The 19,532-nt window shown below is 37.2% G+C and carries 2 protein-coding genes; both read left to right on the top strand.

From position 1 onward, the window contains the following. Window positions 1–44 precede the first annotated feature (44 nt). Window positions 45–14,066 (top strand): SDR family NAD(P)-dependent oxidoreductase, encoded by a 14,022-nt coding sequence (locus tag HQN90_RS36030; RefSeq protein WP_173227653.1) that lies wholly within the window; start codon window positions 45–47, stop codon window positions 14,064–14,066. Next, a partial coding sequence (locus HQN90_RS36035; RefSeq protein WP_173227654.1) for a beta-ketoacyl synthase N-terminal-like domain-containing protein occupies window positions 14,050–19,532 on the top strand: 5,483 nt, incomplete at its 3' end. The genes HQN90_RS36030 and HQN90_RS36035, both read left to right, overlap by 17 nt.

A 19,532-nucleotide genomic window follows, 5' to 3' on the forward strand; every position in this document is an offset into this window, starting at 1 on the left:
GTTATTTCAAACTACATAGGATGTAATTGGAAGGTGGAAGAATTGTGAAGATAGATACTATGGAAATAAAGAAGTTATTTACAGAGGCAGTATCTGAAGTGTCAGGTAATAATATAAAAAATATAATGTTTGAAAAAAGCCTCCTTGAGCAGGGGATTAGCTCAATTTTGGCTGTTGAATTAATAGAAAAACTTAATGAGACAATAGGTACAGAATTAGGAGTTGAGGCATTATTTGATTTTCAAAATGTTGATGATCTAGTTTTATATATAGCTAATAATCTTCAAGTTCCCCCAAAGTGGGCCGACGAAAATAAGGAAGCGTTCTGCGAAACAAAGGATATTGAAACAAGAGAGTATGTCGAAATTGTACTCAAAGAGATCATTGAAACTAAAACAGGCCAAAAAATGGAACTCCCTTTAAATAGTGACATTAATTTGTTGAATATGGGAATAAATTCTATTTTAGCGGTTGAAGTTATTGAATATATCAATGAAGTACTTAAGATTAAACTAGGTATTGAAGTATTGTTTGAGTGTGGAAGTATTTCACAATTGATTGGACTTATCGAGACCGAATACAAATCCTTACAAGCAAAAAGTATCGATGAACATGTAACACAATCCTCAATAGAGAAAGTTCATACTACATATACAGCTGAAAAACCTAAAAGTACGGATATAGCAATTATTGGAATGTCGGGGAAATTTGCAGGTGCGGAATCCATTGATCAATTTTGGGACTATCTTCAGCCCGGGGCCGGGAGTATCGGTGAAATTATGCGGGAAGGGTGGGACGAAAACCAATATTACCATCCCGACCCAATGAAAAAAAATAAATCTATAAGTAAATGGGGTGGAATGCTAAATAATATTGACAAATTCGATGCTGCATTTTTTAACATTTCCCCTGAAGAAGCTGAAAGAATGGACCCACAGCAAAGATTGTTTTTAGAAGAATCATATAAAGCTTTTGAGGATGCGGGATACTCTGCGGATTGTTTGAATGGAAGAAACATTGGTGTTTTCGTTGGTGCAAGGGCATCGAACTATAAAGAGAAAGTATTGATGGACAACGATATAGATAGCCGGTTATTTATCGGAACCGAGAATTCGATGCTTTCATCGAGAATCTCATATTTTTTAAATTTAAAAGGGGTTAGTCTTGTAATAGATACAGCATGTTCCTCCTCACTGGTTGCCATCCACTTAGCTTGTACGAGCATAAATAGCGGAGAATCAGAAATTGCTTTAGCGGGCGGAGTGTTTGTTAACAGTTCACCTGATTTTATGATACTAACATCAAATACTGGTATGTTATCCCCAGAGGGGCAATGTTTTCCTTTTGATAATCGCGCGAATGGGATGGTATTAGGTGAGGGTGTTGGCGCAGTCATATTAAAATCTTTAAATACCGCAATTAGTGACGGTGACCATATTTATGGGGTTATTAAAGGGTCTAATATTAATCATGATGGCAAAACGAATGGGATTACTTCGCCTAGTGTACTTTCCCAAAAAGCATTACTTTATGAAACATATAATAAAGTTAATATTCACCCGGAAACGATCAGTCTGATTGAAGCACATGGTACTGGAACGAAACTAGGGGACTCGATGGAAGTAAAGGCTTTAACCGAAATATTTGATATATTTACTAATAAAAGAAATTTTTGCGCAATAGGAAGTAGTAAAGCAAATTTTGGTCACAGTACGCTGGCATCAGGCATGGCAAGTGTATTTAAAGTATTGTTATCCATGAAATATAAGAAAATACCAGCCATTAAGGGGATAAAAGAAGTTAATGAACTTATTGATCTTGAAAATAGTGCATTTCATATAAATAAAAAAATGATCGATTGGGACGGTAACGGCGCACCACTTAGGGCTGGTATAAATGCATTAGGCTCTGGCGGTACGAATTGCCACATGATCATAGAACAACCTCCGGTAAGAGCTGACGATGAGATGGGTGATTTAAAGCCGTATTACGTTTTTGCGTTTTCTGCAAAGACAATTAAAGCACTTGAACAAATGATAGCCAAGATGAGCAATTGGTTAACAAACGAATCACATCACTACTCCATTAAAGATATTTCGTATTCCCTATTAACAGGCCGCAATCATTTTCCATATCGTATTGCTCTAATTGTTTCTGATCTAGAAGAACTCAATAAAATACTAGTTCAAACAAGTGTTAAAGAGCTTGTTAATACAGGAGATAACAAAAGAAACGTAAACAAAGATCAGGCCAATGGCAGCCGGCAGATCAATACTATTTTGGAAGTATTGGCAGAAGATGAAGGCAATCTATCTAAAGAAGAATATAATAAGGCACTTACCCAATTAGTACAAGCATACAACGATGGAATTAATATTCCATGGAAGGACTTGTTCAAAAACAATATATGCTGTCGGGTTCCTTTACCAACGTATTCGTTCATTGGTGAACACTATTGGTTACCAAAGATGTATCAAAAACATAAAATTGAAGAACAAAATGCGGGAGTTCAGTCAGTAACCAAAATGGGATCCGTAATTGATCTTAAGCGGTTGACTGAAAAAGGCGGTTTGCAAGTCAAGAGCATGGAACCCATTCTTGTGAAAATGTTATACGGACAGTTGGATTCCATGGGGATATTTAACGATGATTTAATATTTTGTGAAGATCTGCTCCAAACCGGTACATTTTATAGGAAATGGTTAAGGGAAAGTCTGGAAATATTGACAAGACATCAAATACTTCGTTGTGAGGAAGGGAAATATTCAATAATAAATCCTATTCACATAAATATGAGGGATTTATGGAGTGAATGGAAAGAATTAAAGCGGAGTTGGATAATTGAATCTAGTATGAGAGCACAGGTTACTTTGGTTGAGGAAACAATCAAAGGATTACCACAAATTATAATGGGAAAAGTCCCAGCAACGGAAATCATGTTTCCCAATTCATCGCTCAGTCTTGTGGAGGGAGTTTACAAAGACAATATTGTCGCTGATTTTTTTAATGGGATATTGGCAGATCATGTGATTGAATATATCCTTGAAAAGAAAAAAGGGGACCATAATGCGACAGTTAGAATTATGGAGATTGGGGCTGGAACAGGTGGAACGAGTAAGTTTATTTTTAATAAACTGATACCATATCAAAATGATATTGAAGAATATTATTATACGGATATCTCAAAAGCCTTTTTAATATATGCTGAAGAAAACTATGGACCAACATTCCCCTATCTTACTTACGATCTTTTGAATATTGAAACAGTGTCATCCATTGGTCAAGTTAACGGGAATTTTGATATTGTGATAGCAGCTAATGTCCTGCATGCAACATCTGATATTATGTTAGCGCTTCAAAATGTGAAGTCCTATTTACGTGAAGGTGGAATTCTCTTATTAAACGAAATTAGTAAAAATTCTCTTTTCTTACATATGACTTTTGGACTCTTAGAAGGTTGGTGGCGATTTAAGGATCATTCACTACGTATGGCAGGGTGTCCGGCATTATCCTCAGAAAAATGGAGTGAAGTGTTGGGGGATTTAGGCTTTCATTATATTCAGTTTCCTGCATATGAAGCTCATGTACTGGGTCAACAGATTATTTATGCGACTAATAATAAGGCTGTTCAACTGGTATCGAAATCGAATGAGAGTTATTCAGAGCATCCATTATTTTTGAAAGAAAACGATTATGACAACAGATTAGAAAGTACTAATGATACGGATTCGGAAATATTCATCATCCATCATATCTCAACGGTAATTTTAGATATATTGTCCGAATCACTGAATATGAGTATCGATATGATTGATCCAAATAAATCTTTTGCTGATTATGGAGTAGACTCTATAGTTGGGATCAATATAGTAAAGAAATTGAATCAATCTTTATCGATTCCATTAGATACAACTATTTTATTTGACTATACATCAATTCATCAACTGTCAAGGTACATAGGCAAACAATACAAAAACAACATCTCCTTCCAGTTAAACAACAAAGGGAATATTTTAAATATAGGTAAATTTATAAATGGATTAGATGGGGAAATCCATGATAAAACCAATATCAATATTGAAAAATTAACCCCAAAATCGAATGATTCTTTTGGAAAAGAACCTATTGCAATAATCGGTGTAAGCGGACGTTTTTCAAAAGCAAAAAACGTTGATGAATTATGGGAACAGCTGGAGATTGGCGGAGAGTTAATTTCAGAGATTGATCGATGGAATACTACCGTTTCCCCGAACAATCCACAACATGGTATTAAAGGTGGGCTTCTCGAAAATATTGACTCATTTGACCCCATGTTTTTTAATATTTCAGGGATTGAAGCAACATATATGGATCCGCAACAACGACTGTTTTTGGAAGAAGCATGGAAAGCGTTAGAGGATGCCGGATATGCCGGAAAGAGTATAGAAGGGTCTAATTGTAGTGTATATGTAGGATGTACAAACGGTGATTATCATCAGTTGTTTGACCAGGATGCACCGGCACAAGCCTTTTGGGGGAATATGGCCTCTATTATACCATCAAGAATTGCTTATTATTTGAACCTGCAGGGTGCTGCAGTTTCAATTGATACTGCTTGTTCCAGTTCGCTTGTGGCGATTCATCATGCATGTTTAAGCCTATGGGCACGCGAATCTGAAATGGCTTTGGCGGGAGGCGTATTTGTTCAAAGTACGCCTGCTTTTCTTTACTCTGCTGGTAAAGCGGGTATGCTGTCTTCGACCGGCCATTGTTATACGTTTGATGACCGTGCAGATGGATTTGTCCCGGGAGAGGGAGCAGGAGCAGTAATATTAAAACGCTTAAGTGATGCGGTTGCGGATGGAGATAACATTTATGGTGTAATTAAAGGGTCGGGTATAAATCAAGATGGTACGACTAACGGAATTACAGCCCCAAGTGCAGTTTCACAGGAAAGATTATTGCAAACCGTCTATGAGGGTTATCATATAAATCCAGCTCATATACAAATGGTTGAAGCACATGGAACAGGCACGAAGTTAGGTGATCCCATTGAGTTTAATGCATTAACCAGAGCCTTTAGAAAGTATACGGATAAAGAAGAGTTCTGCGCAATAGGATCTATAAAAACAAATATTGGGCATACTCAAATTACTGCTGGAATTGCTGGATTGACCAAAGTGTTATTATCATTAAAGCATAAAAAAATACCTCCTTCGCTTAATTTCTTATCAGGAAATCAAAATATTCAATTTGAGGGAAGCCCGTTTTATGTAAATAGGAAACTAGTTGATTGGAAAGTTGAAAATGGTCTGAAACGTTGCGCTGTAGTTAGTTCATTTGGAGCAAGTGGAACGAACGCACATATCGTTATTGAAGAAGCCCCAGAATTAAAAAGAAATATTGAAAGCAAGTCTAAATATCTGATCGCACTATCGGCGCGTTCGAGAAAACAGCTTATAACAATAGCTGAACAACTCTTGAAGTATTGTGAAATAAATCCTGATGTAAATATTGGGGATATCAGCCACACCTTATTATTAGGAAGAAAGCATCATCGTTCTCGGATTGCATTTATTGTAAGCAATATATTCGAACTTAAATGTTCTTTAAATGATTGGTTTGAAAATGAATATGACTCTTATGAAGAGCAAGAAAAACTAGGTCGTTTTGAGGCCCAGCAGATTAATGATAAAAAGATTGATTTTGATCACCTCCCTTATTTGGAACAAATCACTGCATTAGCTGATTTCTATATAAAGGGATACGAGTTGGAATTTGATCAATTGTTTAGAAGTGGTGATTATAAAAAAATATCTTTACCAAAGTACCCCTTTTCTACAGAGAGCTACTGGGTTCAAAGCAAAGAAGTGCTGAATCCTACTACTGCATGTTTTAGAGAAGTAGAAATGATTCATCCACTTGTTCAACAAAATAGTTCTGATTTTACGGAACTTAGATTTATGTCAACATTTTCCGGGGAAGAATTTTTCTTTAAAGATCATTGCATTAATTCAAAGCACTTATTGCCTGGGGCCGCTTATCTTGAAATGGTACGGGTATCCATTGAACAGGCTCTGGGTAGAGTTAAAGGGAGTTTAACCCAAATTCAAATCAGAGATGTAACTTGGATCGAGTCCTTCGTTGTGGAATCAGAAGCGGTAACTCTATATATTGGTCTTCTGCAAGAAGAGAACAATCATATCTCTTTCAAAATATACAGTCAATCCACTATAAATGAAAAGAAAGTAATTCACTGTAAAGGAATAGCATTTTTGGAGGTCAAGAACACAAGGGATTCTATAGATTTGAACGTGATGCCGAATCAATTTTTCTTTTGCGGGTTAAGTCCGGATATTCTTTATGATTCTTTTAGGCGCATAGGCATCGATTACGGTTTGGGACATCGAGGAATAGTTTCGATTTATATTCGCAAAGGTCAGATATTGGCGAAACTTGCGGTACCATCATCAATTGCTAATACGAAAGATCAATATGTTCTTCATCCGAGTCTATTGGATTCTTCTCTTCAGGCTACGTTATTGTTGATGTCAGATTATGATCAAAACCAAAACGTGGACGTATTAGAGAAAGCAATCATTTTTTCATTAGGTAGTCTGGAGCTTTATTCCGAATGTTCAAACGAAGTTTGGGCATTAATCCAACATTGTGGGATTGCTTCAGGAGATAAAGTAAGGAGATTTAATATTGACATTTATGATAAAGACGGAAATTTATGCGTAAAAATGAGAGAGGTTATGGTGAAAAAGCTTTTGTCTAACCAGTTGGAATTGAACGAAAATGCAAATACCCAGCTGTTAATGTTTTATCCCAAATTTACTCCAAGTCCTTTAAGTATTGTACGGGAAAATGATACATGGGATCACAAAAACCATCATGTATTTTTTTGCGATTTTAGTGATTATATTTTGCAGGAAATTAAACCAAGTTTAAATAAGGTTATTGTCAAAAACTATAGTTTTATCAATGAAAGACTTTCAGAGGTATTCACACAATATGCTGCAAAATTATTTGAAGATATCAAGACTATTCTTAATACTAATCCAAAGGAACCTGTGTTAGTACAAGTTGTCATTAAATCCAATGCAGATCAGTGTCTATTACACGCATTATATGGGATGTTAAAAACAGCCCATTCAGAAAACCCAAAACTGACCGGCCAATTAATTGAAGTTGCGTCAAATGATGATGCAACCGGAATAATAGAAAAAATGAATGATAATAGTATTATTCAAGAATCTGTTCATGTGAAGTACCATAATGATGAAAAATTGATTGCGTCGTGGGAAGAAATAAGCACAACAGGAATTACTATTCCATGGAAGGATGAAGGCGTTTATCTAATTAGTGGTGGTAGTGGAGGCTTAGGACTAATTTTTGCCAAGGAAATCATAAAGCGATCAAAAAATGCGAAGATTATTTTGATTGGAAGATCGGAAATTGATAGGAAAAAGGTAGCACTCCTTGAAGAAGAGTGTTCTGTAACTAATGCCATTATTGAATATAGGCAAGTTGACGTAACACAATTAGATCAGGTTGTTCATATCGTACAGAGTTTATTGGAAAATTACGGACAACTTAATGGTATTATTCATAGCGCAGGGATTATTAAAGATAATTATATTATCAAAAAGACCAGAAGTGAATTTTTGGAAGTTCTGGAACCGAAGGTAACAGGACTGACTAATCTGGATATTGCAACAAGAAATATTAAACTTGATGTGTTTGTTTTATTTTCATCCATTTCAGTTGTGCTAGGTAATCCTGGACAAATTGATTATATTGCAGGAAATGCTTACATGAATGAATATGCAACATATCGTAATCAATGTGTTGCTTTGAATGAATGTTATGGTCGAACAATTTCAATTAATTGGCCATTATGGCACGAAGGCGGTATGCATGTTCATAAAGAGATTGAAAAGGCTTTAAGAAACCAAATTGGTATGATTCCTCTGGAAACTGAGACAGGTATCCAAGCCCTTTATCAAAGCTTGGCAACAGGAAAGGATCAAGTGTTTGTAATCGAAGGTATAGCTAATGAAATTAGACAGAAGTTGCTATCACAACAACCAGGCAGGACTGCTTTTGATGAGGAATTATTAAATATTGGTGAATCCTATCTTGTTAAGACAGTATCAAAAATTATAAAGGTTAAAGAAATAGATGTAGATATAAAAGCCGATTTAGTTGAAATGGGTTTCGACCCTATTTTAATAAGTGAATTTGTGGATACTATAAACGAGAATTTTAACATTCACGTTAACGCAGCAACGATCTACGAGTTAAAGAACCTCCGAAATTTGTTATTGTATTTGCTTAATAAAAATAAAACAGAACTAAGTAAATTGTTTTATCCTGAACAGACGAACGAAATTCAAAAATGTGAAAGCAATAAAGAAGATCTCTTCTTTAAGGAGAGAGTAATTGATTATATAAAGGGAGTTATATCGTCGGTTACGAAATTGCCCAAAAGTAAAATTGAAGCACATATGGATATGGATAAATACGGGATGGATTCGATTTTAGCCATGCAGTTGGTAAATGAATTTGAGAAAGATGTAGGACCTTTGTCAAAGACATTATTTTTTGAATATCAGAAGATAAATCAATTGACAGATTATTTGATGAGTTCCCATGGATCTAAACTTAAGGAACTTCTGGATATTGTTCCAAAAGGAATGATTCGAGAGAATACAGCAATTTCTGCTCCAGAATTAATGGTAGAATCAAATATCAAACGTCAAGGAAATAAAATTGATGGAAATTACTCCATTTTCCAGTCTGAAGAAAGTGAAAACGATTTTGATATAGCAATAATTGGAGTAGCAGGTCGATATCCCCAGGCACAAAATATCAAAGAATTTTGGGAGATTTTAAAAGAAGGAAGAGATTGCATAACTGAAATTCCTGAGCATCGTTGGGATTATAAAATGTATTACGATTCCAATAAGACGAAGTCAGGGAAAATTTACAGTAAGTGGGGAGGGTTTATTGAAGGGGTTGATTATTTTGATCCCCTTTTCTTTAATATCACACCAAAAGAAGCAGAGATAATGGATCCCCAAGAACGCCTCTTCTTAGAGTGTTCTTATGAAGTTCTAGAAGATTCCGGGTACACTAGAGAAGTATTGACTAGTAAGGAGATTGGCGGAAATGTAGGCGTTTTTGTAGGTGTTATGTATGAAGAATATCAACTTTATGGAGCCCAGGAACAAATACAGGGTAGATCTATTTCACTTTGGGGAAGCCCCTCCTCAATTGCCAACAGGGTCTCGTATTTCTGTAATTTTAATGGGCCAAGCATTGCTGTTGATACAATGTGTTCATCTTCATTAACAGCGATTCATTTAGCCTATCAGAGTATGAAAATGGGAGACTGTGAACTAGCCATTGCAGGAGGAGTAAACGTTTCCATTCATCCAAATAAGTATCTTTTCCTTTCTCAAGGGAAATTTGCCTCCAGTAATGGGAGATGTGAGAGTTTCGGAGAGGGTGGAGATGGATATGTCCCGGGAGAAGGAGTAGGAGCGATTCTGCTTAAACCTTTGGCAAAGGCTATTGCGGATGGGGATCAGATTTACGGAATCATTAAGGGAACCTCAATTAATCATGGGGGCAAAACCAACGGATATACTGTACCGAACCCCAATTCTCAGGCATCTTTGATTAGCCGGACTTTAAAGCGGGCAAACGTGCACCCTAGGACTATAAGTTATATTGAAGCCCACGGCACTGGTACGAAATTAGGAGATCCTATAGAAATAATAGGATTGTCGAAAGCCTTTACTCAATATACAGAAGATAAGCATTATTGCTCAATTGGGTCGGTAAAGTCAAATATTGGTCATTGTGAAGGGGCAGCAGGCATAGCAGCCATGACAAAGGTATTATTGCAGATGAAATACCAGAAGCTTGTACCTTCTCTACATTCGGAAACGCTTAATCCTAATATCGATTTCGAAAGGTCTCCTTTTGTTGTTCAACAAAAACTTGCAGATTGGAACAGGCCTGTATTAAATATTGAAGGGGAAATGAAAGAATATCCTAGGCTTGCAGGAGTTTCATCTTTTGGGGCGGGAGGGTCAAACGCTCATATCATTCTCGAAGAATTCATTCCTAGGAAGACCGTTGAAAAGAAATTTAGAAATATTCCAATAATTATTGTGCTGTCAGCAAGGACAGACGAACAGCTCAAAAGAAGGGCACAGCAATTATTCGAATATATTCGAGAAGATAACGATCAATCATTATTAGACATTGCGTATACACTTCAAGTTGGGCGCGAGGCTATGGAAGAACGTCTAGCGTTTGTTGTAAAGTCGCACAATGAACTTGAGAAAATGTTGAGTAGCTTCATTGCAGGAAACGTAGAAAGCGAAGAAATGTACAGAGGACAAATTAGAAAAAATAAAGAAACTTTAGATTTATTTATATCGGATGAAGAATTAATGGAAGGAATTAATAAGTGGATTCTTCGCGGTAAATATTCAAAGCTTTTAAATTTATGGTCAAAGGGTCTTAGTTTTGATTGGAATAAGTTATATGGGGAAACGAAACCTCTGAAAATAAGTTTACCCACTTATCCTTTTGCACAAGAGCGATATTGGGCGCCACGAACAGATCTTTTGCAAAAGTCCAATCATCTAGACATGATTATTGATAATGAATCGGGAGAAGACGAAAATAGGAAGTTAATATTAACCAAAAACTGGGTCCCTTGTCATTTGGACATCATGAAAGAGGAAGCAAAAGGAATTGTTGTTATCTTAGGCACAGCAAATACAAAAGAGTTAGCAAGGAAGTTGTTTGAGAAAATGACTTCAGTCAAGTTAATTCATGTTATTCATGGGGATTGCGATTTGCCCGCTTATCTGCCATGCGACTACTACTCAGAATCTGCTGGAAAACTCCTGTTTCAGCAGATTAGTCATTTATTAAAAGATCACGAATTCATGGGAATTATCGATATTGCGGCATTTGACGAAAAATATGAGCAATCTCTATGGATTGAAAGCGGAAAAATCAAGCTTATCCAAGAATTTATTGAGCATGAGAGAAATTGCGGTTTCAAAATTTTACAGGTGACGTATCGGCTAAATAGTTTTATGGTGCCGGAAACGACCTTACAAGGGGCTCGTCTTGCAGGACTTTATAGAATGTTGGAAACGGAGTATAGACAGATAACTTCGGTAACAATGGATACGGATTATTCAATACATTCAATCGACCCTTTAAGCAAGCTAATCGAATCGGAGTTTCTATCTGGTACTGTTCATGAGTATACAGAATTTTGCTATCGTGAAGGTGTTCGATATAAGCCGAGCTTGAAAGTAACAAAGCTCAATGATACGGATCTACATTTCAGAAGAAGATATACAGATAATGATGTTATCTTAATTACGGGAGGCTCCCGTGGTATAGGTTTTTCCATTGCCGAACAATTAGTATCACAAGGGGTCAAAAATCTTATTATTATGGGCGTACAGGAATTACCTCCCCAATCGGAATGGAAGAGAATTATTGAACACAATGATACATCGTCTCAGATCGTTTACAGAATAAAAAATTTGCAACACTTAGTGAATTGTGGTACCCGGATTCGTTATTATTCTACGTCTTTATCCGATCTGAATAACTTAGAAAAAATGATAGATGAAATAGGGAAAGAGATCGGACATATAAGCGGTGTTTTTCATTGTGCGGGAATAGTAGGTGAAAATCCTGCTTTCATAAAGAAAAAAACCACTGATATTGCAGATGTATGTCAACCCAAAATTTTGGGGCTCGTAAATTTACATCAAGCTTTAATAAAGGAACCATTAAGCTTTTTTGTCATGTGTTCTTCACTTTCAAGCACAATCTTGGCACTGGCTTCCGGTCAGAGTGAGTATACTATGGCGAATGCATACATGGATTATTATGCAATGCATCAAGCCAGCCATGGAAAAACTTCCTTTAGATCTATTCAATGGCCGGCTTGGGGAGAAGTAGGGATGGCAGCCGATAAGCATCAGTCAAGCATCTATGAAAACACAGGGATCTTGTCTCTATCAACCAAAGATGGTTTGTCATTTGTTGACTGGATTATTGGGAGTACAAACGCAGTAAGCTTACCTTGCATAGTGGAAATAGACAAGACGGATTACGGGCACTTCCTGAAGAATAAACCGGCACGACCATATTCTTCGGAAGGAATCCCTAAAATACAAGAACCCAAACTTCGTAAATCATTTCCAGAAAAATCAATAGTAGAAAGCTGGATTAGTAACATATTTGTCTCCGAGTTGAAGTTGAGACCGGATCAAATAGAGGATGACAAAACTTTTGATGATTATGGAATCGACTCTATTATAATAGCTCAGCTGATTCAAACTATGAGTGAAAAACTAAATATCACATTAGAACCTACAATACTTATTGAATATAACACTTTAAGCCAATTGGTTAAGTATTTCTTGTCAAATCATGTTGATCAAATTGCAAATTTTGAAGGTGCAAAAGAAATTACATTGCAAGTTTCTTCAAGTACAAAACAGGATGAGATTCCAGTTGGAATGCCAATAAAGCCAAACGACCAATTTCAAAATGCGGAAAACACTATTAATAATGATATCGCAATAGTAGGATTGTCTTGCCGTTTTCCTGGTTCATCTACTAAAGAAGAATATTGGGAATTGCTATGCGCGGGAAAACGTGCGATTCAATCAATGCATGATAGTCGACGGAAGACCGGCGATATCCAAGACGTATACGCTGGGTGGATTGATGATATCGATTGGTTCGATGCAAAGTATTTTGGTATAAAGGAAGAAGATGCGCGTGTCATGGACCCACAAGCACGAATTGTCCTTGAGGAAAGCCTGAAAGCATTTTTTGATGCTGGGTACGACAAAGGTGAGCTTTCTGGTCAAAGTGTTGGTGTGTATATCGGTGGCCGACATCAAATGAACAATCAGGAAGAAGTACTGAAAGCTAATAATCCAATATTAGGGGCAGGACAAAATTATATGGCGACTAACATCTCAAGATTTTTTAATTTTGCCGGCCCCAGCTTTGTGATTGATTCAGCTTGTTCTTCAGGTCTAACCGCTTTTCAGATAGCTTCAGATGCCTTACGCGAAAAGCGGATTAGTATGGCGCTAACAGGTACAACAAATGTCATTAAGGACTCGTTTGCACATGACTTATTTTCGGCTCGAGATATTTTAAGTAGTAACGGCGAATTCCATATTTTTGATAAACGTTCTAATGGTGAAGTTTTAGGCGAGGGTACCGGTGTACTTATCCTAAAGCGTCTGGAAGATGCAATTAAAGATGGTAACCACATCTATGGGGTAATAAAGGCCGTTTCGGTTAACAATGATGGACGAACATTAGGACCAGGTTCCCCCAATATGAAAGCACAACAGCAAGTGATGTCCCAAGCACTTTCAATGTCAGGTGTAGATCTTGAAGATGTTCGATACATTGAAGTGAATGGAGGAGGAACTCATTTTGGAGATACAGCCGAAATAAAGTCCCTTAATGAAGTGTATAAATTACAGAATAATGGATTGCCAAAGTGCTATCTTGGATCTGTTAAACCCAACATTGGCCATTTACTGCTTTCATCCAGTATAGCTGGTTTAATTAGATGTATTTTAAGTGTGTATTACAAGAAGATCCCCCCCTTTATATCAGCTGTAGAACCATTTGATTATTATAACTTTTCAACATCGCGAATCACCTTTAATAGAGAAACTATTCCTTGGGAAGTTGACGAAGGAAAGAAAAGAATTGCTGCGTTAAACTCTTTTCCTGATGGGGGTACGAATTGTCATGCGATAATAAGTGAATTTATCCCGGAGGGCAGTTACATAAGGAGATATTTTCCGAAGCAAGTACCCACTCTGGAAAAAATTAATCTTTGTCAACTTGAAGCAAAGCAAATCGTCTCATTCATGGAAAAGACGACTGTTAATACCGCTGCTGAAGAGACAGACTTTGGAAAGATTAAAGAGAATTTCGGAATATTCCCTAGGAAAAAAAACATATGGGGAGATATCTATGGAAAAAATAATTAATCTAAGTTTTACGAAGGAACATCCTATAATTGGGAACCATACGGTGTATGGAAATAGTGTACTCCCGGGATTAGCCTATATTGACTTGCTCTATCAATTGGCACGGGAAGTTATCGGAATAGAATACTATACCCATAGTTTAAACCATTTAACAATTTATAATCCAATGCTGATCGATGAGAAGTCATCAGTTCATCTTAAAGTTGTATTTAAACAATCCAACCATCATTGGAAGGTAAAGATAACAGGTGTAGAGAACGGATTGGAAGCTAACGAAGGCATTCTTAAGACTTATATTAAAGCAGAATTTCATCCTAAACATGTGTCTGTTGAGGGACAAAAGGATCTCTTTCATTTGAAGAATAACACTAATAAAGTCGTTGATTTAAATGAGGTATATAACAGTGCCCAAAAAAAAGGACTGGTTCATCAAGGGATCATCAAAGCACGTGGAAAAGTTTATATTACTGATCAAAATTGTTTAGTGGAAGTTAAGATGGATGATGAATTTTTGGTTGAAGCAGAAGGGTTTATTTTCAGTCCGACACTCCTAGATGGAGCTGCTATGGCATGGGGGGAAATTGAAAGTAGGATTGGATCCAATGATAATACGGACCTCTTTTTGCCGCTATATTTTGAGTCATTTTCATGTTCAAAAGCTTTAAAAACAAATTGTTATGCGATTATTGAACATTCATCCCTAAGCCAAGCTAATGATATACTGACCATGGACATGGAGCTTTATAATTCAAAAGGGATAAAAGTTGGAACGCTGAAAAAAATGACCGCCAAAAAAGTAAGGGATATCAATCATTTTACTACAGACAGCGATGTTGAAAACCATACTCCAGATTTCGGGTTTAATGAAATAGCAAACGATGAAACGGAAATCGGCTGTGAGGGCATTATTAGAAAAGTATTGTCAAAATACATGGATGAGCTAGCTTATCAAATTGAATTGGATGCGGGATTTTTTGAATCTGGGTTGGAATCACAGCAGTTATTGAGACTAGTAAATGATTTGGAAGATACATTACAATTATCACTAAGTCCCACATTATTATTCGAATATAGTAATTTGAAAGAATTAGTAGGTTATTTAGACAATTTGCTTGATTGTAGGGTTCTTGAGATGATGCAAAAAAAGGATGAAGAAGAGCCAATATCGGCAAAGCCAAGATCAATCATGAATCAATATATGTTTTATGGAAACGAAAGATTTTTACATGATCATTTGGTTTATGGTCAACCGGCCTTAATGGGAGTCACTCACCCATGTTTGGCAATCGAAAGTTTATTAGCGCAAAGCGAAATTTCCTGGCCCCTTGAACTAAGAAATATTATTTTTCAGGGTGGCCCCGTAACGTTGGAAGATAACGAAACTGCCACTGTTAAGGTGGAGTTTGAGGAAAAAAACAATCGCGCTACTTTTAAAACCCATTTTTTTGTAGATAACCCTGCCAATTTAAAAACCTGCTGCTCCGGAGAATATATCGGTGCCATTAATGAAAGTGTTGAAAGGTTAAACATAAAAGGATTAATCGAACAATCAAAACCATTAAATAATGATGCCGTTATAAGGTGGTATGAAGCTTTTAACAACTTTAAGATAGGCCCGATGTTAGAGGTTATTAAATCGGCCTATCAGTATGACAAATTAACTACTATTAGCCATGCTTGTTTAGAATGGAAAGAAAAGAAAGGGGATCAGGTTGATTTCTCATTCGACCCTTTACTATTAAATGCCTGTTTCTTAATGAATAATGATCTCAAGTTTGAAACCAAGGATAGCATTTATGTGCCATTTACGATAGAGAAGATAAAAATCTATAATAAATTATCCAACAATGTGTACATAATTAAGAAATCACGTTTTGAGAAGCCTGATTTCCATTCATTTGACGCTTTAATAACCAATCAAGATGGCGTTATTCTTGCAGAAATAATTAATGCATCTCTTAAAGAGGCAACCAATCCGCAAAAACTTGAAAATGCCTCTTTTCCTCTATCTTCGTTGCAGATTAAGAGGGAAAAAATGGAGGTGGAACAAGGTGCAGAAATGCCGTTAGATATTGCTATCGTTGGAGTCTCCGGTAGATATCCGATGGCTTATGATATAGAAGATTTCTGGCTGAAACTTGCTTCAGGGAAAAATTGTATATCCGAGATCCCCAAGGAACGTTGGAATTGGGAAGGCTTATTTACTTCGGATTTATCCGAAGTAGGTAGGATACATAGTAAATGGGGAGGATTTATTGAGGATGTAGATCGATTTGATTCTCGATTCTTTAACATTTCACAACGTGAAGCAGAATTAATGGATCCGCAGGAACGGCTATATTTGGAACACTGCTGGATGGCATTGGAGGATGCTGGATATACGAAAGAAATGCTTGGTTCTGATTCTGCTATTCGATCCCAAGTTGGTGTATATGTAGGGGTTATGCATCACGAATACCCTTTGTTGGCTGCGGAGTCAACAATTGATGGAAATAGGATTGGAATTGGTGGAGCAGCATCTTCTATCGCAACCAGGGTTTCTTATTTCTTTGATTTTTCTGGACCAAGTATGGTTGTAGATACCATGTGTTCTAGCTCCATGTCCGCAGTTTATTTAGCATGTCAGGCTTTGAAGGGAAAGCAAATTGATGCAGCCCTTATAGGTGGCGTTAACTTATCGCTTCACCCCAGTAAGTATTTGATGTTGAGTCAAAGACATTTCATCTCTCCAAAGGGGCGTTGCGCTAGTTTTGGTGAGGATGGGGATGGATATATACCGGGTGAAGGTGTAGGCGTATTATTTTTAAAAAGATTAGAGGATGCAATACGGGATAAAGATCACATATATGCAGTTATTAAAGGAGCTGCAATTAATCATGGGGGAAGATCGGGCGGTTATACAGTTCCCAATATAAAGTCTCAAAGTGATGTTATTTCAAAAGCAATAGTTGAATCCCAAATTGATCCAAAAAGCATTACTTATATTGAGGCTCATGGTACGGGGACAAAGCTAGGCGATCCTATTGAAATTCAGGGGCTTAAGAATGCTTTTGAAGAATTTACGGATCAAAAACAGTATTGTTGGATAGGTTCAGTAAAATCAAATATTGGTCATTGTGAAGCCGCGGCAGGTGTCGCAGGTATTACAAAAGTATTGAATCAGATGCGTTATGGGAAAATTGCGCCCACTTTACATTCTCGAGTAGTCAATCCAGAAATCAATCTTGCCGATACACCCTTTATGCTGAATCATGAACTTCGAAATTGGGAGAGACCTGTCATTGAGGGGGAAGTGCAACCACGTAGGGCAGGTATTAGTAGTTTTGGTGCGGGTGGAACAAATACACATTTGATCATAGAGGAATATATGAAGCACGTCCCGGAACAACCCAATAGTAGTGTTCAAATGAAGCCGGTTATTATTGTGCTATCAGCCAAAAGTAAATGGAGTTTAAAGAAAAATGCAGAAAAATTAGTAGACGCTATTCATAGAGATAAATTTTCAAATCTTGATCTGGTTGATATGGCATATACACTACAAATTGGTCGTAATGCGATGAAATATCGCTTAGCAATAATTGTGGAATCATTGGAAAAATTGAAAGAAAAACTACAAAGCTTTATAAATGGGCATCAGGAAATACCGGATTTATTTATTGGAAAAATTGAAAGGATGATTGACAAAGAATTAACGATTAATTATCTAATCGATAGTTATGATAAGATTTGTGAATATTGGGTGAGTGGTAATAACGTAAAATGGGAAAATCTTTATAACGGATTGACTCCGAATAGAATCAGTTTGCCTACCTATTCTTTTGAAAGAGTTTTATGTTGGATACCAAATGAGAGTAACACTAGTTCAACAATTCAGCCTACAATCATCCATCCGCTACTAAATTCGAACAATTTGAATTTTATGGAGCAGCGGTTTACTTCTGCCCTCACGGGTCAGGAGTTTTTTTTATTGGATCATAGGATAAACGGACAAAAGGTTTTGCCAGGAGCCGTATATATCGAAATGGTACGTGCAGCAGTCGCGTATTCAACATGTATAACGGGCAATCAAAGGATTGAACTTAAGAAAATCATATGGAAACACCCCCTTGTAGTGAATGATCAACCGGAAAGAGTAAGCCTATCGCTGTACCCTGAGCAAGAGGGGGGAATTCGCTTTGAAGTGAATCAGGAATCCGATAACCAAACGAATCAAGTGCTGGCTCAAGGCCAAGCGATCCTCATGGAGGATCACCTAAGTCCAGCGATGGACATGGAGGAAATAAAAAAGGAGTGCTCGAAGCAGAAAGTTGTTTCTGCGGACGAGTATTATAAGGCATTCAAAGAGATTGGAATCGAATATGGCCCTTCCTTCCAAGGAATAACGACAGTATGGCTAGGAAATAACATGGCTTTGGCGGAACTGAAATTACCAGTTAACGATTCGAGCGTCACCAATGCTTATTATTTGCACCCTAGCATGTTGGACGCGGCATTCCAAACCTTATTCAGCATGATCAACAGTTCGGGGACTCCGAAGCCTTCAGTCCCATTTCTGTTGCAGAATATAAGGATTTTCCGGGAAACCGCTTCTATGAAATGGGCATACATTCGATATAGTGAGGGCAGCTCTGAAGAAGATAAAATGAGGAAATTTGATATCGACCTATTGGATGATGAAGGAAATGTCGGTGTACAAATAAGAGGGATTTCCACCAGGGAGCTGGAGGATAGAATTAAGAAGGAAGAACTGCAGCAGAGTTCAGAAACGCTATTGCTCCAGCCTGTTTGGATAGAGCATAACGTTACGGAGCATGAAGAGAATATTATTTATGACCGGCAAATTGTTCTATTAAGCCAAGAACTGGAAAGTGTGGTGGGGGATATGCAAGCCGAAATCCCCCACGCAGACTGTCGTGTATTAAAAGCCAGTTCAATAAATGTTGAAGAGCGGTTTACTGCATATGCGGAGGAAACCTTCGAAATTATAAAATCGATAGCCCGGGAAAACAGCCGGGAAAAGATACTGCTGCAGTTTGTGTTTAGTAATGCGGAGAAACTTGCTGCAGGTTTATCGGGACTGTTGAAAACGGCGCAATTGGAGAATCCGAGCTTAACAGCCCAATTAATCGAAGTGGATCGTAAGGAGAGCATGACAGAGGTAGTAAAAGAAAATCGGAATAGCGTAGAAAATCAGGTGCGCTATCAAGATGGTATCCGTTATGTATCCCGCTTAAACGAAATCAGTGCAGAGGAGGATCAAGGAGCGATACCGTGGAAAGACAACGGTGTGTACGTCATAACCGGCGGAACAGGTGGACTTGGATTAATATTTGCGAAAGAGATCGCTCGTAAGGTGAAAAAACCCGTATTGATATTAAGCAGTCGAACCCCGAATAAAGCAAGTGTTCGAGAAAGAATCAAGGAATTAGAGGAAAACGGAGCAAAGGTGGTATTGAAAGAAACGGA

Source organism: Paenibacillus alba, assembly GCF_013204855.1.
Classification (GTDB): domain Bacteria; phylum Bacillota; class Bacilli; order Paenibacillales; family NBRC-103111; genus Paenibacillus_E; species Paenibacillus_E alba.